This is a genomic window from Breznakia pachnodae (assembly GCF_030814225.1).
GTDB lineage: Bacteria > Bacillota_I > Bacilli_A > Erysipelotrichales > Erysipelotrichaceae > Breznakia > Breznakia pachnodae.
On the sequence record NZ_JAUSUR010000001.1, the window covers coordinates 61,198 to 81,968 of the forward strand.

At 33.5% G+C, this 20,771-nt stretch carries 17 protein-coding genes; 3 read left to right on the forward strand and 14 right to left on the reverse strand.

The window, feature by feature from the left end; all coding sequences use genetic code 11:
• Positions 1 to 76 precede the first annotated feature (76 nt).
• Positions 77 to 1,333 (forward strand): peptidoglycan bridge formation glycyltransferase FemA/FemB family protein, encoded by a 1,257-nt coding sequence (locus J2S15_RS00300; RefSeq protein WP_307404364.1) that lies wholly within the window; start codon positions 77 to 79, stop codon positions 1,331 to 1,333.
• Between the two features lie 31 nt (positions 1,334 to 1,364).
• On the opposite strand, the gene J2S15_RS00305 is transcribed toward J2S15_RS00300, so the two are convergent.
• From J2S15_RS00305 to parE, 11 genes are all read right to left on the reverse strand, one after another.
• On the reverse strand, positions 1,365 to 1,904 hold the full coding sequence (locus tag J2S15_RS00305; protein ID WP_307404365.1) for a GNAT family N-acetyltransferase: 540 nt from the start codon (positions 1,902 to 1,904) through the stop codon (positions 1,365 to 1,367).
• 11 nt (positions 1,905 to 1,915) lie between these two features.
• Entirely contained in the window at positions 1,916 to 4,306 is a 2,391-nt protein-coding gene (gene pheT, locus J2S15_RS00310) for a phenylalanine--tRNA ligase subunit beta (protein ID WP_307404367.1), read from the reverse strand.
• Between the two features lie 10 nt (positions 4,307 to 4,316).
• The gene (gene pheS, locus J2S15_RS00315; protein WP_307404369.1) at positions 4,317 to 5,351 is read right to left on the reverse strand and encodes a phenylalanine--tRNA ligase subunit alpha; all 1,035 of its coding nucleotides are present in this window, start codon (positions 5,349 to 5,351) and stop codon (positions 4,317 to 4,319) included.
• A gap of 336 nt (positions 5,352 to 5,687) precedes the next feature.
• Entirely contained in the window at positions 5,688 to 6,557 is an 870-nt protein-coding gene (locus J2S15_RS00320) for an AraC family transcriptional regulator (protein WP_307404371.1), read from the reverse strand.
• A 90-nt stretch (positions 6,558 to 6,647) separates the two neighbouring features.
• On the reverse strand, positions 6,648 to 7,259 hold the full coding sequence (locus J2S15_RS00325) for a lactate utilization protein (protein WP_307404373.1): 612 nt from the start codon (positions 7,257 to 7,259) through the stop codon (positions 6,648 to 6,650).
• Positions 7,260 to 7,688, reverse strand: coding sequence for a pyridoxamine 5'-phosphate oxidase family protein (locus J2S15_RS00330; protein ID WP_307404375.1), 429 nt, complete (start codon positions 7,686 to 7,688; stop codon positions 7,260 to 7,262).
• Between the two features lie 24 nt (positions 7,689 to 7,712).
• The gene (locus J2S15_RS00335) at positions 7,713 to 8,600 is read right to left on the reverse strand and encodes a CorA family divalent cation transporter (RefSeq protein WP_307404377.1); all 888 of its coding nucleotides are present in this window, start codon (positions 8,598 to 8,600) and stop codon (positions 7,713 to 7,715) included.
• A 3-nt stretch (positions 8,601 to 8,603) separates the two neighbouring features.
• Complete coding sequence (locus J2S15_RS00340) at positions 8,604 to 9,341, reverse strand: TrmH family RNA methyltransferase (protein ID WP_307404378.1); 738 nt, start codon at positions 9,339 to 9,341, stop codon at positions 8,604 to 8,606.
• Positions 9,342 to 9,418: 77 nt separating this feature from the next.
• Positions 9,419 to 9,940: a hypothetical protein gene (locus J2S15_RS00345; RefSeq protein ID WP_307404380.1), complete on the reverse strand. Its 522-nt coding sequence runs from the start codon at positions 9,938 to 9,940 to the stop codon at positions 9,419 to 9,421.
• 12 nt (positions 9,941 to 9,952) lie between these two features.
• Positions 9,953 to 12,421 carry a DNA topoisomerase IV subunit A gene (gene parC / locus J2S15_RS00350; protein ID WP_307404382.1) on the reverse strand — a complete coding sequence of 823 codons (2,469 nt, stop codon included), beginning with the start codon at positions 12,419 to 12,421 and terminating at the stop codon, positions 9,953 to 9,955.
• On the reverse strand, positions 12,421 to 14,343 hold the full coding sequence (parE, locus tag J2S15_RS00355) for a DNA topoisomerase IV subunit B (RefSeq protein WP_307404383.1): 1,923 nt from the start codon (positions 14,341 to 14,343) through the stop codon (positions 12,421 to 12,423). The genes parC and parE overlap by 1 nt, the downstream gene beginning before the upstream one ends.
• Positions 14,344 to 14,720: 377 nt before the next feature.
• On the opposite strand from parE, the gene plsY reads away from it, so the two are divergent.
• Both plsY and J2S15_RS00365 read left to right on the forward strand, forming a co-directional pair.
• A complete protein-coding gene (plsY, locus tag J2S15_RS00360; protein WP_307404385.1) occupies positions 14,721 to 15,356 on the forward strand; it encodes a glycerol-3-phosphate 1-O-acyltransferase PlsY in 636 nt (211 codons plus the stop codon).
• A gap of 62 nt (positions 15,357 to 15,418) precedes the next feature.
• Positions 15,419 to 15,916, forward strand: coding sequence for a GNAT family N-acetyltransferase (locus tag J2S15_RS00365; protein ID WP_307404387.1), 498 nt, complete (start codon positions 15,419 to 15,421; stop codon positions 15,914 to 15,916).
• Positions 15,917 to 15,925: 9 nt separating this feature from the next.
• On the opposite strand, the gene J2S15_RS00370 is transcribed toward J2S15_RS00365, so the two are convergent.
• The 3 genes from J2S15_RS00370 to J2S15_RS00380 form a co-directional block, all read right to left on the reverse strand.
• Positions 15,926 to 16,750: a VanW family protein gene (locus J2S15_RS00370; protein WP_307404389.1), complete on the reverse strand. Its 825-nt coding sequence runs from the start codon at positions 16,748 to 16,750 to the stop codon at positions 15,926 to 15,928.
• An 88-nt stretch (positions 16,751 to 16,838) separates the two neighbouring features.
• The gene (locus tag J2S15_RS00375; protein WP_307404391.1) at positions 16,839 to 18,623 is read right to left on the reverse strand and encodes an ABC transporter ATP-binding protein; all 1,785 of its coding nucleotides are present in this window, start codon (positions 18,621 to 18,623) and stop codon (positions 16,839 to 16,841) included.
• Positions 18,623 to 20,365: an ABC transporter ATP-binding protein gene (locus tag J2S15_RS00380; protein ID WP_307404392.1), complete on the reverse strand. Its 1,743-nt coding sequence runs from the start codon at positions 20,363 to 20,365 to the stop codon at positions 18,623 to 18,625. The genes J2S15_RS00375 and J2S15_RS00380 overlap by 1 nt, the downstream gene beginning before the upstream one ends.
• Positions 20,366 to 20,771 lie beyond the last annotated feature (406 nt).

A 20,771-nucleotide genomic window follows, 5' to 3' on the forward strand; every position in this document is an offset into this window, starting at 1 on the left:
CTTCAAGGTATAGACTAATTATATAGCATTAGTTATGAAAGATAAATAATTACTATGTGATAGAAGGAGTGTACAAATGAAGTTAGAATTCGTGGAAGTAAAGGAAAATGAATATAAGGAATTTCATAAACATCATCAGTATCGTAATTTTATGAATTCCTGTGAAATGACGAAACTAAAAAGAAAAAGAGGTTCAGAGACTGAATATTTAGGAGTTAAAGATGGAAATGAATATGTGGCGATGTGTACAATTTGCTATCAGCCATTAATGAAGAAATATACATATGCATGTATTCAAAGAGGTATCTTAATTGATTATCAAGATAAAGAAGTCTTTGATTTCTTTATGAATGAATTAAAGAAACACTTACACAAAAAAGGTTGTATTTATTTACATATGGATCCTTACATCATTCGTAAAGAACGAGATATTAATGGTGATGAAATTGAAGAAGGTTTCAACAATGAAGGCGTTATTACAACATTACAAAACGCTGGTTTTCAACATCAGGGATTCAGTATCGGTAACAGTAGCAAATATCAGCCAAGATGGACTTTTGTATTACCACTAACAGGAAAATCAAAAGATGATATATTGGCAAATATGCATAAAAGAACCCGTTATAATATTCATAAGGCAATGCATGATGAAGTGTGTATCAGAGAATTAACATGTGATGACTTATCAATTTATTTGGATATTATGGAACACACAGGAGAACGGCGTCATTTTGATATTCGTGATCGTGCATTCTATATGGATTACTTGAATGCTTATGGGAAACATGCGAAATTACTTCTGGCATATTTGGATATTTCAAAGTATATTGAAAAACAGAAAGAATACCAAGAGGAATCAATTCATATAATTACAAAACATGAGGAACTTTTAGGTTCTCTTTCTGAAAAGAAATGTCAGAAATGCAGAAATATTATAAAAGCTGAACAAGATAAGATTCAGACGTATCAAAACAATATTGACGAAGTTCTTTCACTTAAAAGAAACTATGGAAATGAAGTGCCATTATCCGCATGTATCTTTGTAATTCAAGATGATGAAATTGTATATTTGTTTGGTGGTTCCTATAAAGACCTTTTAAAGTACAAAGCAAATTATGCACTACAGTGGCATATGATACAGTTGGCACTTAGGAAAGGTTGCACAAAGTATAACTTTTATGGTATCAGTGGTGATTTCAGTGAAGATGCTGATGACTATGGAATATTTAAATTCAAACAAGGTTTTGATGGTCATGTGGAAGAATTAATTGGTGACTTTATCTTACCAATCAAAAAAGGACATTATAAGTTGTATCATTTACTGAAAGGTTAAGAAAACCGAGAACATATCGTTCTCGGTTCTTTTATAAGATTTTCTGGTATAACTTAAACCAATCTAAGCCATATTCTCCATGACCTAAATCAACTGTATCAATATAGTCAAAACCATAACTTTCATATAACGTGATTGCTGGTATATTATGTTCATAAACATCTAAACGAATTGCTCTTATTGCTTTCGTTTTCGCATATTCAATAACCAGTTCCATCATTCGTTTACCTAATCCCATTCTCAAATAATTAGGATGAACTGCAAATGTACAGATTACAAATATATTCTTTAGCTCTGCTTCAACATCCCAATCAACCTCATAGTATGTAGGTTCCATATATTGGCGTAAGATAATACTTCCAGCAATTACTCCATCAATTCTAACAACATACAAAGTATCTTCTTTGATTCCAGTTGCTGCAGTTTCTCTTACAGGATAAATTCCTTTTCTCCATCCAGGATGATTCGTATGAGTTGCTAAGTAATCATTTAAAGAATTATAAAGATTCTCTAACTCATCAATATCCTTTTCTGTGCCTTTTTCCAGAATAACATTTACATTCATTGTCATATAAATGTAGCTTAAACACGAAGTTCAGCGTTTAATTTATCTTTCAGTACTTTTAAGATTTGATCATGAACTTCATTGATTTCTTCATCTTTTAAAGTGCGGTCATTTGCCTGGAATGTAGTTGATAAGGCGATTGACTTATATCCATCTTTTACATGTTCTCCCATGTATACATCAAATACTTCAACCTCTTTGATGATTTGTTTACCACATCCCTTAATTGCTTTAATAATTGACGCTACTTCTAAATCTTTTTCAACCACAAATGCTAAGTCACGTACAATTTGAGGATATTTTGAAACTGGTTCAAATCTAACTTTGCTAGTTTTATTACTTAAAATAACTTCTAGATTTAATTCAGCCATTACACATTCACCAACTTCATATTCTTTTGCCATTGTTGGATGAATGACTCCAATAATCCCTAATAAATCTCTTCCAATATACACTTCTGCACTTTGGTAAGGATGGAAATGTACAGTATCCATCTTATTTGCTTTCATCACTATACGAGTTCCTGTATACCCTAGTTTTTCCAGGATTGCTTCTACATATCCTTTAATTGTATAGAAAGTAGGTTTAATTTCATATTTTTGCCATCTGTTTTCCTGTAAGTTTCCATGCAGAACAATCGATAATCTCTCTTCTACTTTATCCTTTGCATATACATTACTAATTTCAAAGAATGGAATATTCTTTAAAGATCTTGCTTTATTATATGCAACACAACTTAATAAACTAGGAATAATACTTCCACGAATAATCTTACGGTCTTCACTCATTGGTGATGCCAACTCTACATATGAATCAAACGGCATAATTGCATCACTATGCATCTTTTCACTTACAAGGGTATAACTTGTTGCTTCATAAAATCCTTGATTTGTTAGAACATCACGAAGCGTTCTACGTAGTTGTTGTCGTTTGTTTAAACGACCTGGAGTATCTCCCATTACTGGCATTGTTGATTTTAAATCATCAAATCCAATAATACGAATGATTTCTTCTGCAATATCAGCTTCAATTGCTACATCCTGGCGATATGATGGAATAACAACATTAATCATGTCATTGTTCATCGTAGGGTTAAAATCTAAACGTTCTAATACATTAATTACTTGTTCATTTGTGAATGCTGTTCCCATAAGTTTGTTCATTCGCTCAAGAGATACATCAAATGTTACATCTTCAATTACTCGATCTGCTGAGTATACTGTTTCTTCAATATCTTTCGCATCAGCATATTCAACAAGCAGTTGAACCGCACGATCCATTGCTTTGTATGGAGCTCTTGGTTCAATTCCCTTTTGATAGCGAATACTTGAATCTGTATTTAAATTCAAACGACGTGCTGTATTACGAATTGACACATGATTGAAACTTGCCGCTTCAATTAAGATACCTTTTGTATCATCATCAATCTTAGAGTCATCACCACCCATAACTCCACCAATTGCAACTGGTTTGTCATTGATTGTAATCATAATATCATCTTCACAGATATCATACTCAATGCCATCCAATGCAGTATATTTTGTCTTCAATCCATCTTTTACAATAATTTCTTCTTTTTCTAATTTCGATAAATCAAAGAAGTGAAGTGGTTGTCCGGTTTCCAACATTACTAAGTTAGAAATATCAACAACATTATTAATTGATTTTACACCACTTGCCTGTAGTAAGTGTTTCATCCACATTGGTGATTCTTTGATTGTTAGTGAACGAATTACTTTCCCAGTATATAACGGACATTTTTTAGTTTCTGAACGTACAATAAGTTTTGTTGATTCTCCACCATCTGCTTTCCCTTCATAGTCAGGTAGTGTAACTTTCTTATCTAAAACAGCGCCTGCCTCTTTTGCCATTGAGAAAGCTGCAAGACAGTCATTGCGGTTTGGTGTTAATCCAATATCTAAAATTTCATCATCAAGTCCCAGATACCCAAGAACATCTGTATCACCTACTGGTGCGTCTTCTGGAAGTTCTTCAATACCAGCTTTCTGGTAATCCGTTAAACTTTTTCCATCTACACCTAGTTCCAATAAACTACAAATCATTCCATTGGATTCTACACCACGAATAATTCCTTTTTTTATTTCAATTTCAGGAAGAATTGCACCAGCTTTCGCTACAATTACTTTTAATCCTGCTTTACAGTTTGGAGCTCCACAAACAATTTGTAACACTTCATCTTTAACATTTACTTCACATACATTTAAATGATCTGAATCTGGATGTGGTTTACATGTAAGAATTTCTCCAATTACTAAGTTGGTACCTTTTGCAAGATACTCAACTCCTTCAACTTCTAAACCAGCAGCGGTAATCTTATCTGCTAATTCTTCAATTGTAAGTTCTCCTAAGTCCATATATTGACTTAGCCATTTTTTACTAATTAACATAAATTACCTCCTACTCAAAACGATTAAACGTTTTCAAGAAACGAATATCGTTTGTATATAAATGACGAATATCATCAATTCCATATTTTAATAATGCAACACGTTCCATACCAATACCAAACGCAAATCCACTACAAGTTAATGGATCATATCCAGCCATTGATAGTACATTTGGATGTACCATACCAGCACCTAGAATTTCAATCCATCCAGTACCTTTACAAGTTGGACATCCTTTTCCATTACAAATATGACAAGAAACATCAACCTCCACACTTGGCTCGGTAAACTGGAAGTAACTTGGACGAATACGAATTTCTCTAGATTCTCCAAACATTCTTCTAGCTACCAATTCTAACGTTCCTTTTAAGTCCGATAAGCGAATGTTTTCACCTACCACTAATCCTTCCAATTGACTAAACTGATGTGAATGAGTAGCATCATCATCATCACGACGATATACCTTCCCAGGACACACTACTTTAATTGGTAACTGTGGTGCGTTTTCTTCTAATACACGCATCTGTACAGCTGTAGTATGTGTTCTAAGCAATGTTTCATCATCAATATAGAACGTATCCTGCATATCACGAGCAGGATGATCCTTAGGAATATTTGCTCGCTCAAAATTATATAAATCTAGTTCCACTTCTGGGCCTTCTGCAACCTCATATCCTAAGCCAATAAATAAATCTTCCAACTCCTGTTGGATTACAGTTAAAGGATGAAGATTACCTAAATTAGGTTTTAACCCACTTAATGTAATATCAATCTTTTCATTCTTTAATTTCTCATTAATCTCTGAAGCTTCCAGTGTAACTTTCTTCTCTTCAATTGCCTTTTCAAATGTTTGTTTAATTTCATTTACCTGTTGACCAAAGACAGGACGTTCTTCCTGACTCAAATCTTTCATCATCTTCATAACTTCCTGAACTGGACCTTTTTTACCAAGATACAGTACACGGATATCTTGAAGTTCTTTGGTTGAAGTACAGGCTTCAATCTTTGCTAAACCTTCTTCTCTTAGTTGTTCTAACTTTTCCATATAATTCCTTTCTGCCAAAAAAAAAGCACAAGTATAGGAACGCTAATTTGCGCGGTACCATCCTAATTCATCTTGCGACACACTTAATTACATGATAACCGTTTGATACGGGAGATGATTAGTCTCACTCCAAGGTGAATTCATATGCTCTTCTTTGAGATGGCTTCCAGTCGATGACCATCATTCCCTAGAAAGAATGTACACATATTACTAGTCCTTTTCTTCGTTTTACTTCCATCATTATAGTATAAATAAAAAGTTATTTCAATTAGAAGATGAATTTTACCTGTAAACCTATAAAAATACCCTGTCTCTATTAAGAAACAGGATATATTCTTATAGAATTGGAACCCAAACCTCGATTTCACTTTTTCCATCTTCATTAGCAACTTCCGTATCTTTCACGAAATCATACATTGCTTTCTCATTATACTGACAGGTTGATTGGGGAAACCATTCATTGTAAATATATTCTACTACTGGTTGAATAGAATCCTTCTTATCACCATAAAAGTGAAAGATTACATACTTTGTAGCTGGTAGTTCTTTTAACACCATACCATCTGGAATATTATCTTTATCACTTACTTCTACTGCTGCATAATAATCAAATCCTGGTTGTTTATTCTCAAATGAAGGATTATTAGAATAATCATTAATTGCATACATAAATTCATGATCCACTCGATTTGTCACACGATTTACATTCTTAAGCAAGTTCTTCCAGCACTTTGGTATAACTCGAAATCCCCACTTTGTATTTGCCATATAACCTACAAATAACAGGTTATCTTTTTCTTCAAACCTTACTTTCATCATTTTATCTCCTCTCAATTTTTTCTTTCCATCTACGGTATACTTTAATTGCAGAGGTAAAAATTCTCGTTTCTTACGAAATGCATTAGGGGTACAGTGAAACATCTTTTTAAAACCACTAGTAAAGCTTTGTTGTGTTTCATAACCTGCAAACAATGCAATTTCCATAATCGAGTTGTTGGAGAACACAAGTAATCGTGCTGCTTCTGTCAATCGTCTTCGTTGAATGTAAGTATGAATACTAAATCCTACTACACTGGTAAAAATACGATGCAAATGAAACTTTGAATACCCCATCGTATCACAGATTATATCCAGACTAAGCTTTTGGTCCAGATGATGATCGATATACTCCACTACTTCTTGTATTAACTCTAAGTTTGTACTCATCTCTTCACCTCCTACACCCATTATAAGAAAAGATAAACATTCATTTTTCACATTTCTTGCTATGAATAGCAAAAAAGCGATTTCTCGCTTCTAATATCCAAAGTCACCATCAATTATAATAACTTTAATTCTTTCCTTTTGAAACTGACCTGCTATCATTACAAAGTCATTACAGATGCGTTGAGGACTATTACAGTCAATACACTGCTTCGTTACTGCACATGGTGTCTTCTTGCCCAGGCGTATGGTATCAAGTGGTGCAGCCACTTGTCTGACTCGCTGCTTTGCACTTTCCTCATCTTTTGTGATTTTGTTTGTACCTGTAATTAGAATTACTTGTTTAGGTCCATAAATGATTGGAGCTACTCTGCTTCCATTACCATCAATAAAGAAGAGTTTACCATCCTCGCTAATTGCATTTACTCCACTGAAGAATGTATCAGAGCGAAAATTATCTAAATAAATTTCTCTTTTATCATCACTTGTAAGTCCATCTTCATATTTATCTAAAAAATTATAATCATTTGTTCTTATATAATCAAACACGCCAAGTTCTTCCAGTGTTACGGAATCACCACACCCAATAGTTTCACCATATGAAAGAAAACTTTCCAGTAAATCGAAAAGTTCTTTTTTAGAAGTTACATGATAACCACCAATATTATGTTTATTTAAGTTCTTGATTGTGTTTGTTATATCCATCTATTCCTCACTCACTTCAAAATCATCTACTTTTTCATTACTGAAATATCTACCTTTATCAATTGTAAATTTCAAAACACAAAAATTAGGATCTTTTTTCCCGTTTACAAAATACCCTTCATTTTCTGGTTTCCAAAAATCTTCTTTTATTTCACTTGCGACTATCACTTCAACCGTCCCCTGAAACATAACACCTCTAAAAAACGTAGGATCATAAAAATAAATACATCCTTTTGGATTTTCTTGATATTCCTGCGTTCGTTTGGCATCACATGAAGTAGTGAAATAGAAAGTTCTAAGACCTACTCTCTTTTGTGGAGCTAACATTGCTTTCATTGTTGGAAACCCATTGCTGTCAACAGAACCAATAAAGGCCAGCTCCTGGTGATCAATCATATTTCCAATTGTCATTACTGGATCGTGTATCATATACTTCCCTTTCTTTCCATTTATCTAAAACCATTTATTCTTTTTAAAATAATATATACAGAAAACTACAATTAAAATACTAACAACAATTACAACAGGATATGAGTATTCCCAGTGTAATTCTGGCATTTGTAAGTTCATTCCATACCATCCTACTAATAAGGTTAATGGCAAAAAGATAGCACTAATAATTGTAAATAACTTCATAATATCATTCAGACGATTGTCCGTTGCTGATTGATAAGCCTCTCTGATTTCGGTTATGTATTCCATTAATGATCCAACATGATTGTAGTTACGATCCATTCGATTTTTTTCAATATCGAATTGCTTTAGTTCAATTTCTGAGAATAACTTATTCTCATTTTCAATCATCGAATCAATAATATCTAAAATACCATTAAAATCGCGTTTCATATGTAGTAATTCTTTTCGTATTTTCAATATTTCCTCACTTACATTTTTCGGCATGGATACCTTCATCACTCGGTTTTCTAACTCAAGAGCTTCATTTTCGGTATCTTCAATCTTTTTACCAACTGCTTCTGATATTTCTCTTAACAGTTTATGTAGTAGCTTACCTACCGTAATCTGTGTATCATCTACTGTTAGTTCTTTAATAAAAGAAGAAAAATGTTTTTTTCTGGCAACAAAAATACTTCGATTCTTTGATGCATAGATTAAACACCTATTTTTACTTTTACGATTATGAATTTCTGAAGGCAACATGATAATATCATAATGTAAGTGACTCTCGAAGCGAATATGGCGACTTTCTAACTCTTCTTTGATAATCGCATATTCGTCGATATCCTTAATTATATCCAAATCATGAGTATCAATAAAGTATAATCCATGACTTTTCATCTTCTCTATTTTCTTTAATTGATTTCCTTCAATCTGATATAACATAATTTATCCTTTCCTTAGTTCATACATACAGATACTTGCAGCAATCGCTACATTCAATGACTCAAAGTTTGCCATCTCTATTTTCATCACTTTATCTGCTTTCTTGATTAGTGATTCCTTCACACCACTGCCTTCATTTCCCATTATGAGAGCAATAGAAGCTTTTGGTGTGTAATCTCCAAGATAGACAGCTTCTTCATTTAATGCAGTAGCAACGACTTCTACACCACCCTTTTGGAGTTCCTCTACCTTCATTTGTAAATCACAGTTAATAATTGGCAAATGAAACAGTGCACCTTGTGTTGAGCGTATCACTTTCTCATTATAGATATCTACACAATCCTCACTGAGATAGATACCATCAAAGCCAAAGCTATGGGCACTACGTATAATCGTCCCCATGTTTCCAGGATCTTGAACTGCATCTAATAACAATAGTCTTGTGTTATCTTTTATTTCATATATTTGTTTTTTACATACAGCAATATAGTTCACAGAGGATACATTCTTTGAAAGTTTATCCATTACATGATCTTCTAGCACATAAATATCACCATGATATCCAAAGTTGTGTTCTTTTCCTTTACGCACTAATAATACATCTACCACATTCACTTTAAGTGCTTCTTCAATCAGATGCTCACCTTCAATCAGATACTTCTCATCTGTATCACGATATTTCTTCTGATGATATTTCATCCATGTTTTCACTTTGCTGTTTTGTACTGAGTTAATTTCCATATTCCTATTATACTAGAATTTCATAGCGATAACTAGGATAACGAAGCAAGAAAAAGAAAGTCATTGTGACTTTCTCATTATCTTTTGTATTCTTGAATGTATTGTAGTAACTGTTCGTCTTCTATAGCTTCTTCTAAACGCAGTGTATCTGCATCTGTACTTCGTCTTAAGATTCTTTGATACATAATAAATGTATTGGCAATCATAAGCAGAAGAACAATAATAATCACTGGAATTTCAAATGCACCTTTCATAAATAGAAAGGCAAAGAGACAAAACGCAAGAAACATAACTCCATTAATCAGAGATATCTGACGGATAATTCTTTGTTTAAACTCTTTTAGAAATATTAATTGTGTAGTTAAGAAATCTTTATCTTCCTGTGTAAATTCAGGTGATTTCTTAATTCGACCACTTAACTGCATCAGACAATATTGTAATTCGTTGGCTTTACGTTGCATCATATACTTTAGTACAAGTGCAAATAAAATCCATGTATCATCATTTTGCTTTGTTGAAAGTGCTCGATTTAATTCGTCTGCCACTTCCATTGTATACGTATATTTACTATTTCTAATTTCATCTCTTAGTTTATCCATAAGATTGGTCCTCTATACATTCAGTTTTAATTCTTCATATTCTTTATCATCATCACTCTCAACAAGTGGAACATCTGGCACAACCACCATATCCTTAATCATATAGTAATCATCTGATAATTTAATACTGTTTGAGAATGATGCTTCTCTACTCATAATTGAAATATCTTTCGCTTCCACCTTCAGTGTTTCTTCACCAATAAAGGTAACAATATCTGTACTAGAAACTAATTTAATATAACGCAAATAATTAGGGTTTGATTTTACCTGACGATGTAGCAATAACCCTTTTACTGGACGATTCATAAAATCTATTTCATCCAGCTTCAAGCGTTTCATTGCTCCTGATTCACAAACAATTAACAGATACTTGTTCGCATCCATAATCGTTTGCACACCAATAATCGTATCATCATTCAAATTCATTGCTTTTACTCCTTTAGATTTAGGAGCACTAGCAGGAATCTGATCTAATTTATAGTGAGCACCATATCCATTGCGTGTAGCTAACACAACTTCATTATGTGCATACGCTAAACTGGTAGATACAAGTACATCTTCTTTATGTAAGTTCATACAAGACATTGTTTTATTGTTTCGTGAAACTTCAAAATCAGCAATTCTAGTTTTCTTAATCATTCCATGTTTTGAAACACTAACGAAGTATCCATCTTGTTTAAAGTTACGAATAATAAATGCATTGATTAGTTTTTCTTCCCCACTCATCTTCATCTTTGTATTTAAGTGAGTTCCTAAATCTTTCCACTTATGTTCCCCTAACTCATATACAGGTAAGTATCCATAAGTACCTAGATTTGTAAAGAAAATCAGATAATCAAGATTATTTACTTCTTCAAATCCAATTAGATGATCGCCTTCTTTTGTACCAGTCATGGTATTTTCACTGGCACCAAACGAACGCATTGATACACGTTTTGCCCAACCATCTTTTGATACAGTTACAACATAACGATCATTAGAAATCATTGCAACCTTATCAATCTTAATTTCTTCAATCGTATCCTCTATTTTAGTTATACGATCACGACCATAAAGTTCCTTAACTTCTTTTAACTCTCTGATCATTAAGTTTTTTAAACTCTTTGGATTATCCAAGATATCTTGAAGCTCTTCCATTTCGTTTGTAAGTCTTGCGAACTCTTCACGTAATGCTGTTACATCCGTGTTTGATAAACGATACAATTGTAATGTTACAATTGCTTCAGCCTGAGGTTCCGTAAAGTCATATGCTTCCATTAACTTACGTTTTGAATCCCCTTTATCTTTAGAAGAACGTATAAGTGCAATTACTTCATCAAGAATTGAAATACATTTAATCAATCCTTCTAGGATATGACAACGTTTTTCTTTCTTATCCAAATCAAATCTGCTTCTACGTGTAATTACTTCATCACGATGATCAATAAACGCATCCAGCATTTCCGCCAAACCAAGTTGCATTGGTCGTTTATTAACGATTGCAACAACATTATAGTTGTATGAAATCTGTAAGTCTGTATTCTTATAGAAATAATTTAAAATTAGTTGTGCATCTGCATCTTTCTTTACATCTACACAAATACGCATCCCATTACGGTCACTTTCATCACGAACATCAATGATTCCATCAATATCTTTATTGATTCTAATTTCATCCATCTTTCTTACAAGGTTACATTTAATAACATCGTAAGGAATTTCATTGATGATAATTTGTTGGATTGTTTTGGTTTTAGTAATTTCTGCTTTTGCACGCATCATCACTTTTCCTTTACCAGTTGTAAAAGCATCTCTGATTCCATCTTTTCCCTGAACAATTCCACCAGTTGGAAAATCTGGACCTTGTACATAATCCATCAGTTCATCAAGTGAACATGATTTATGTTGAATACGATAGATTGCAGCATCCAATACTTCACTGATATTGTGTGGAGGAATGTTTGTAGCATACCCCGCTGCAATCCCACTAATTCCATTTACAAGCAGGTTTGGATAACGAGCTGGTAATACTGTAGGCTCTTGCTCGGTATCATCAAAGTTTGGTGCAAACTCTACTGTTTCTTTATTAATATCCTGAAGTAACATTTGAGCAATTGGTGCCAAACGAACTTCCGTATAACGCATTGCAGCTGCAGGGTCATCATCAATTGAACCATTGTTTCCCTGCATATCAATTAAAGGAATACGACTTTTCCAATCTTGTGAAAGACGAACCATCGCATCATAAATACTGCTGTCACCATGAGGATGGTAGTTCCCCATAATAATCCCAACGGACTTAGCACTCTTACGATATTTTTTATCATGCGTATTTCCATCTTCATTCATTGCGAACAAAATTCTTCTTTGTACTGGTTTCAAACCATCTCTAGCATCTGGAAGTGCACGTTCCTGAATAATATATTTTGAATATCTTCCAAAACGATCTCCCATAATATCTTCTAAAGGTGTAATAACTAAATTATGTTTTTGATCACTCATTATTTCACCTCTCTTGCAAATGAATCTTCCATAGTGAAAGAAACATTTTCTTCAATCCAATCACGACGAAGATCGGCTTTATCACCCATTAAAACACTTACGCGTTTATCAGCAACAATTGAATCTTCAATACTTACCTGAATCAACGTTCTGGTTTCAGGATTCATTGTTGTATCCCAAAGCTGATCAGCATTCATTTCTCCAAGTCCTTTATAACGTTGCAGACCATATCCTTTGTACTGTGAACGTTTTACTTCTAACTCTGCTTCATCCCAGATATAGATATGATCTTTACCTTTTTCTAATTTATATAATGGTGGAAGTGCAATATATACCATTCCATGTTCAATTAACTCTCTCATATAACGATAGAAGAATGTCAATAACAAGGTTTGAATATGTGCCCCATCCGTATCTGCATCGGTCATAATAATAACTTTTGTATAATTTACATCATCAATATTAAAGTTAGCTCCTACACCAGCACCAACAGCATGAATAATTGTATTTAACTCTTCATTCTTTTCGATACTAGTAATACTAGCTTTTTCAGTATTCAACACCTTCCCACGTAATGGAAGAATCGCCTGGTATTTTGAATCTCTACCTTGCTTAGCACTTCCTCCGGCTGAATCCCCTTCGACCAGATACAATTCTTTTTTCCTTGCATCCTTACTTTGCGCATTCGCTAGTTTACCTGATAAAATCTTTTCTGATTTTCCTTTGGATTTTCCATTTCTTGCATCATTACGAGCCTTACGAGCAGCTTCTCTTGCTTGTGACGCACGTTGCATCTTCTTTACAAGATTCATCGCTAATTCTTTATTTTCTTCTAAGAAGAACGTCAGTTTTTCACTAATAATATTATCAACAACCGTACGAGCTTCTGGTGTTCCTAATTTCCCTTTGGTTTGTCCTTCAAACTGCAATAAGTTTTCCGGAATACCAAGCGATAATATCACTGTTAATCCTTCACGTACATCACTACCTTCAAAGTTCTTATCGCGATCTTTTAATAATCCGTTACGGCGTGCATACTCATTAAATACTTTGGTAAATGCCCCTCTGGCACCTACTTCATGAGAACCACCATCCTTGGTGCGTACTAAGTTAACAAACGAGAACATATTCTCCTGATACTCATCAATGTATTGAAATGAACAGTCAACCGTAATTCCATTACTTCCTGCTCCATTAAAAGAAACTGGTTTATGAAATACTTGCTTGTCTTCATGTAAGTAATTCATGAAGTCTTCAAGACCATTTTCAAAACAATACAATTCTTGTTTGTCATTTCTTAAGTCAGTTACCTGTAATGCAATCCCTTGTAATAGGAATGCACTTTCTCTTGCTCTTTCGCAAATTTGAGTGAATGAAAAATCAACAGTTGAGAAAATCGTAGGGTCCGGCATAAAGGTAACTTTACTTCCATGCTTATTTGTTTTCCCTATTACTTCTAACTTACTTGTTTTTGATCCACCATCTTTGAAATGCATTGCATAGATTTTACCATCACGACAAACTTCTACATCAACATAAGTACTAAGTGCATTTACAACACTGGCACCAACTCCATGAAGTCCTCCACTGGTCTTATAACCACCTTCTTCACTGAACTTCCCTCCAGCATGAAGAATAGTGAAAATAACCTCTAACGATGATTTCCCATTTGTGTGTTTACCAACAGGCATTCCACGCCCCTCATCCTCAACACAAAGAGAACCATCTTTATTGATGGTTATATCTATTTTCTTTCCATATCCATTTAATGCCTCATCTATTGCATTATCCAGTACTTCCCATACCAGATGATGAAGCCCTCGTCCATCTGTAGATCCAATATACATCCCTGGGCGCTTTCGAACAGCATCTAACCCCTCTAATATCTGAATACTACTTGCATCATATTTTTTCTCTGCCATTACTACACTCCTTTGGCTAAGTATTACACCTTATTTTAGCAAAAAAACTGGTTTATTTCAATTTCTATAAGAAATTCAGTACAAACTTTAAATATTAACTCAAACGTATATTTCAATACTATTTAATCTATTAAAAATCAATAATGAATTTATTAATAAAAACTGCAATAATTTATTAGTTTCTTGCTAAGTCACAATTAGTATTATAACAAGTATTTGAATGAAAAGCATTGAAATTAAAGAAAGATTTCATAATTCGCAAATACTTCGAATTTCAAAGGAAATTTGTTTTATTTATTTGCTATTTTATTCATCATTTTTATTCACATTTTTATTAAATATATGATACAATATCTTTCTAAGTTGAGGTGTTTATTATGGGCATACATCCATTGTATTTAAATATTATAATTGCAAGTATCATTGGTTACTTATTAGGGTCGATTCCCTTTGCACTAGTAATTGGTAAACTTTTCTATAACACAGATGTAAGAGAATATGGTTCCGGTAATCTGGGAGGCAGTAATGCTGGACGGGTATTAGGGAAAAAAGCAGCAATCTCGGTCATTGCATTAGATGTATTAAAAGTAGTGTTAGCTGCTGGTATCGTCGCTTACTTCCTAGAACCAGCTGCATCAATCTGGGCAGGATTGTTTGCGGCAATTGGTCACTGTTATCCAATCTTTGCAGGATTTCGTGGTGGTAAAGCAGTTGCGACAATGTTTGGATTCTTATTATCAAGTGCAATCTTTACATTCCAAGATCCTTGGATGTTATTTGTACCACTTGGAGTATTCCTAGTTATCTTATTATTATTTAAGATGGTATCACTGGCATCAATATTTGCAGCTGTTACTCAAGCGATATATATATCATTTATCACAGAGTATACTTCAGCAATTGTTGCAAGTATTTTACTAGCTGTACTTGTAATCTTCCGTCATATACCTAACATTAAGCGTATAGCGAATGGAACTGAAGCAAAAGTTGGTTGGTTAACAAAAAATAAATAATATTAAATAAGTGTCAGCGATGGCACTTTTATTATGTTTTATTTTCATGTAGAATAAAGACTATGAAAAAGCAATCAACGATTCAACTTGTTAAAGTTGCTTCAAAAAACAAATCATTATTATTTAATCTTATGCAGTTATATCTATATGATCTATCTGTTTATTTTAATTTCAAAACAAATAATAATGGAATTTATGAATATGATCATTTTGAAGATTACTTCACTGACACTAATTATATTTCCTATTTTATATACAATGACAATGAACTTATTGGCTTCGTACTATTAAATGATTATTCACCTATTACAAATAAACATGAAAATATCATCAATGTTTCTGAGTTCTTTATCTTAAAACTTTATCGTAAACAAGGTTTGGGTGAAATAACCTTTCAAACACTTTTAGACATGCACAAAGGAGTTTGGACAATTAAGCCTGCTGCATTCAGTAAAGAAGCAAATGCATTCTGGAAAACAATAATCAATAAACATATTGGAAGTAAAATAACTATAGAGTTTATCAACAACAATCCAATCTACACATTTTCAAATAAATAACGAAGGTACCTAACCTTCGTTATTTTCATCTATAAATGGACTGTACATCATAATTGCTGAGTTTGATACGACAAATTCTTCATCAATCATTGTTCCTTTGGAATCAAATACCTGACGAAACAATTCGTTATGTCGTGTATAGCCACCCCAGTATTCTGGTCGCATTAAATGGTTTTTCTCTATAATCTGATAGTGAATATTAAGTGGTTCACTACTCCTCCACTCTCCCTCTAAGTTATGTTCTCCTACTGTAATTTTTAACTGATATGGAACATTGGTTGTATTTTGAATCATTAAATCGCCATGTGGATAAAAACAGGTTGCTCCACTTCCAAATGGTTGCGTGCGATTTGCATCAGGAAATACATCAAAGCCATGACGATGCCGTTCTATTATTTTTAGTGGTGTATGAATAGTCATCCAATAAATAAGATTTGACATCTGACAAATGCCTCCACCAATCCCAGGCCCAAAACCACCATTATTTAACACCATGCCATCAACATACCCTTTTCGCTTTGTGGTTTTACCAATCAAATACCAATAACTAAATACTTCACCTGGTTTAAGAATAATACCATTCAATTGCTTGCTGGCTATTTTCAAATTAACAATCTTATTGTATTGATACTGCATATCTACATCTTTCAGTTTTCGCAACAGTGGTGTCTGATGAGAAAATATTTGATGTTTCAAATCCGCTCCCATATTGGTGGCGAATACTTTTTTCATTTTTATCCACTGAAGTTTGCGTTTGTATTCATAATATTTCATTCCTAAAAGTAACCGAAAATCACCACGATGAATTGGTTTCTCAACTTTTTCTCTATCCATATGTTATTCTCCATCCCGTTTTTTTCAGTGTATCATTTCTTTTTAGGACAAACAAGAGAAAAGACAGATCTAATGACCTGTCTCTATATTAAGCATATTGTTCGCTTTGTTGTAACTGATACATTGCAAAGTAATTTCCTTTTAATGCAATCAGTTCATCATGAGTTCCCTGCTCTACAATTCTACCTTTGTCTAATACTAATATTTTGTTTGCATCCTTAATCGTTGATAATCGGTGTGCAATCGCAATACTGGTACGACCTCGACGAATTCTTTCCAGACCTTCTTGAATCAGCGACTCAGTCTCTGTATCAATATTGGCTGTTGCTTCATCCAAAATCAGAATTTTAGGATTCGTTACAATTGTTCTAGCAAAAGCCAGAAGTTGTTTTTGTCCTGTTGAGAACGAAGAACCACGTTCAATTACTCGATGTTCATAACCATCTGTTAACTGATTAACAAATGTATCTGCTTGAACAAACTCACAAGCATCTTGTATTTCTCTATCTGTAATACTTTTATTCTTTAAACGAACATTATCAGCAATTGTTCCATAGAACATAAATGGATCTTGTAGTACCAACCCTGTTTTTGCTCTCAACTCATCCATTGGATAATCCTTGATTGATTTGCCATCAATCAATACTTCACCTTCATAGAATTCATAAAAACGCATCATAACATTAATAATACTACTCTTCCCACTTCCAGTATGTCCAACCAAGGCAATTGTTTCACCAGGGTTTACAGTAAAGGAAATGTTCTTTAATACATTGTTCTTTCCATCGTATGAGAAAGTAACATCCTTAAACTCGATTTTTGCATCTTCAATCACTGCATTTGCTCCAGGATTTTGTGAAGGTGCCACTTCTTCATGGTCCAATACCATAAAGACACGATAAGCAGATACTACTGCCTGTTGGAAAATTGCTAAACGATCCATAATTTGAAACATTGGATCGAAATAACGATAAATATACTCAATAAATGCAGTAACTGTACCAACTGAAACCACGGTAGTCAAAGCACGTAATCCTGTATTCAATATCAGGATAGCTAATGCTAATGAAGTCAACAAGTGAATTGTTGGTGCTAGCAGAATACCATCTAAACGAGTATTTCGCATACTTGCTTCATAATATTCTCTATTTGTATCTTCAAATTCTTTTGATATACGTTTTTGTTGAACAAACAATTGAATAATATTCATACCTGAAATTGATTCAGCCAGCCTTGTATTCAACTGTGATAAACGCTCACGTGCAATCAAATAGTATCTCGTACTAAATTTTTGATACAAATAAATAATCAGAATCGCTACTGGTAAAAACAACAGACATATAAGTGCCATTGTTGCATCCAAAATAAACATGGTTACTAAAATACATATAATAATAATTACACTCGATACAATTACAGAAACAACATCATTCAACATCTCCATAACTGATTCGGTATCATTGGTTACTCTTGATACAATACTACCAGAAGGTGTCTGATCAAAGTAACGCATTCCCATTGATTGCAGTTTTTCATATACTGCGACTCTTAAATCCTGAGTTACCTTGTTACCAATCTTTTTAAACTGATATACATATAAATATCGAAACACTGAATAAACCAGAATTACTCCAGCATAAATCGTAATGTTTTTATAGATTAAATCCATATTTACATGATCCTTGCCAAAAGCAGTATCAACGATATTTTTAATTACAATTGGTCCTAGCAAACTAAATACAGTCGCAGCAAGTAATGTCAGAATAGCAATTAACAATGCTCCACGATATGGATTCAAATAGCCCATCAATCGCTTTAACACTTGCATCTGTTCACGACCAGTTATTACTTCAATGTCATCATAGTTATCCATTACTCATCACCTCCCTGATATAGTTCTTGTTGGGAGTTAATATAAGCATACCAACCATCTTGCTTGATTAATTCATTGTGTGTTCCTCGTTCTTTTACCTTACCTTCATCTAATACAAGGATAAGATTTGCATGCTTGATCGCACTAAAACGGTGAGCCACAATAATCGTTGTCTTGTTTTCACGATTCACTCTTAAAGCTTCTAAAATTCGCTCTTCTGTCTTTGCATCAACGGCAGATAAAGAATCATCTAGAATCAACACTTCTGGATTCAACAATAACGCTCTAGCAATTGCTATACGTTGCTTTTGTCCTCCAGACAATGAAACTCCACGTTCTCCAACTACAGTTTCATAACCTTGGGCAAATCCTTCGATATCTTCGTGTACAGACGCCATCTTTGCTGCCGCAATTACTTCATCCATACTTGCTTCCATACATCCAAAACGAATGTTGTCAGCTACCGTTGCTGAAAACAAGAACTGATCTTGAGGTACATATCCAAACGCTTTATGATATTTGTCTACATCATATTTATAGATTTCACTATCACCAAAACGAATCGTTCCTTTATAGTGATCATATTCACGTAACATCAGCTTTACTAGCGTTGTTTTACCTGAACCTGTTTTACCTGCAATACCAAGCGTCTGACGCTGTTTTAACTCAAATTTAATATCTTCCAGTACTGGTACATCTTTTTGTCCATACGCAAACGAATGAACATCAAAAAAGATATCTCCTGTAGGAACCTTATCAATCGGGTTATCAATATTTTGAATATCCGATTTTATACTTAATAACTCCTCAATTCTTTCATAAGATACATTTCCTCTTTCAATGTTGTTGTAAAGAAATCCAAACGCCAACATTGGCCAAATCAACATATTCATATAATTTACCATTGCTACAAGATTTCCAAGGGTTACATCACCACTTTGAATCATTCCTGCACCAAAGATAAATAACAACACATAACAGGCAATGATAATGATTTCAATCATTGGATCAAACGCTGCATCATACATTACTGTACGCATATTCTTTTTATAAACATCGTTTGTTTCTTCACGAAAGCTTTCAATCTCTTCTTGTTCCTGTCCAAATGTTTTTGTCACTTTAATCCCCGATACACTTTCATGTGTACGGTTGTTCATACTTGAAAAAGCTTGTTGTGCTGCAGTAAACGTTGTATGAAGACGTTTCCCTATCACTTGTGAGCCAATAATCATAAATGGCATTGGAATAAGTGTGATAAGTGTCAGCTTTAAATCAACAAATACAATCATGGCAAATAATACCGAACTACCTGTAATCAATGCATCTGCTAACTGCAAGACTCCTAAACCTGCAAGTCGCTGGATTGATCGAAGATCATTTGTCGCATGTGCCATTAAATCCCCTACACGATATCTCTGAAAGAAGTTTGACGACATCTTAGTGAAATGTTCAAAAAGACGAAAACGTAAAATCCTTTCTAATCGGAAGGCTGAACCAAAAATACAAATACGCCACAAGTAGCGCATAAAGAACATAATTAATGCATTAACAACTAAAACCACTGCAGACACAATAACTGTTTCATAAGTTAATTCATTAAATTCTATTTGGTCGATAATTCCTCCTGTAATCATAGGAGGAAATAAGTTTAAAACCGCAATTACTGCAAGGGCGAAAATCCCTCCAAAATACGATTTCTTTTCCTGCTTAAAAAACCAGGAAAGCTTTTTAAATATCTGCATACTTCCCTCCTTTAACACTGATATTCAAATATTTTCAGTGTTGCAATCATACTTCTTATAGCGATCCTTTATGCAAATAACGAATTTACAATAATTGTTGGAATCTGCATTCCAACAATACACTTACATATGATTGTAATTGAACTGTACCAATCTTCTTTGTTCTGTATTTGATAACTACCATTATATCCAGCAGCTACACCCTAATAGTACATATCATTCTTAGTAAAAGATAAATTAGTCAGTTCCCTTGTTTTTTCATTCAAGGTGAGTACCACTAGATTATACCTCACAAAGAGATAGAAGAAAATAGTCAAATATCATAATTCTTATTAAATTACTAGTAATTAATGCTTTTTATTTAGTTTTCAGATATTTTCATAAGAAAACGAAGTCATTGTACTAT

Coding starts and splice junctions, on each gene's coding strand:
- J2S15_RS00300 (WP_307404364.1), top strand. CDS start 77: ATGAAGTTAGAATTCGTGGAAGTAAAGGAAAATGAATATAAGGAATTT.
- J2S15_RS00305 (WP_307404365.1), bottom strand. CDS start 1,904: ATGACAATGAATGTAAATGTTATTCTGGAAAAAGGCACAGAAAAGGAT.
- pheT (WP_307404367.1), bottom strand. CDS start 4,306: ATGTTAATTAGTAAAAAATGGCTAAGTCAATATATGGACTTAGGAGAA.
- pheS (WP_307404369.1), bottom strand. CDS start 5,351: ATGGAAAAGTTAGAACAACTAAGAGAAGAAGGTTTAGCAAAGATTGAA.
- J2S15_RS00320 (WP_307404371.1), bottom strand. CDS start 6,557: ATGAGTACAAACTTAGAGTTAATACAAGAAGTAGTGGAGTATATCGAT.
- J2S15_RS00325 (WP_307404373.1), bottom strand. CDS start 7,259: ATGGATATAACAAACACAATCAAGAACTTAAATAAACATAATATTGGT.
- J2S15_RS00330 (WP_307404375.1), bottom strand. CDS start 7,688: ATGATACACGATCCAGTAATGACAATTGGAAATATGATTGATCACCAG.
- J2S15_RS00335 (WP_307404377.1), bottom strand. CDS start 8,600: ATGTTATATCAGATTGAAGGAAATCAATTAAAGAAAATAGAGAAGATG.
- J2S15_RS00340 (WP_307404378.1), bottom strand. CDS start 9,341: ATGGAAATTAACTCAGTACAAAACAGCAAAGTGAAAACATGGATGAAA.
- J2S15_RS00345 (WP_307404380.1), bottom strand. CDS start 9,940: ATGGATAAACTAAGAGATGAAATTAGAAATAGTAAATATACGTATACA.
- parC (WP_307404382.1), bottom strand. CDS start 12,421: ATGAGTGATCAAAAACATAATTTAGTTATTACACCTTTAGAAGATATT.
- parE (WP_307404383.1), bottom strand. CDS start 14,343: ATGGCAGAGAAAAAATATGATGCAAGTAGTATTCAGATATTAGAGGGG.
- plsY (WP_307404385.1), top strand. CDS start 14,721: ATGGGCATACATCCATTGTATTTAAATATTATAATTGCAAGTATCATT.
- J2S15_RS00365 (WP_307404387.1), top strand. CDS start 15,419: ATGAAAAAGCAATCAACGATTCAACTTGTTAAAGTTGCTTCAAAAAAC.
- J2S15_RS00370 (WP_307404389.1), bottom strand. CDS start 16,750: ATGGATAGAGAAAAAGTTGAGAAACCAATTCATCGTGGTGATTTTCGG.
- J2S15_RS00375 (WP_307404391.1), bottom strand. CDS start 18,623: ATGGATAACTATGATGACATTGAAGTAATAACTGGTCGTGAACAGATG.
- J2S15_RS00380 (WP_307404392.1), bottom strand. CDS start 20,365: ATGCAGATATTTAAAAAGCTTTCCTGGTTTTTTAAGCAGGAAAAGAAA.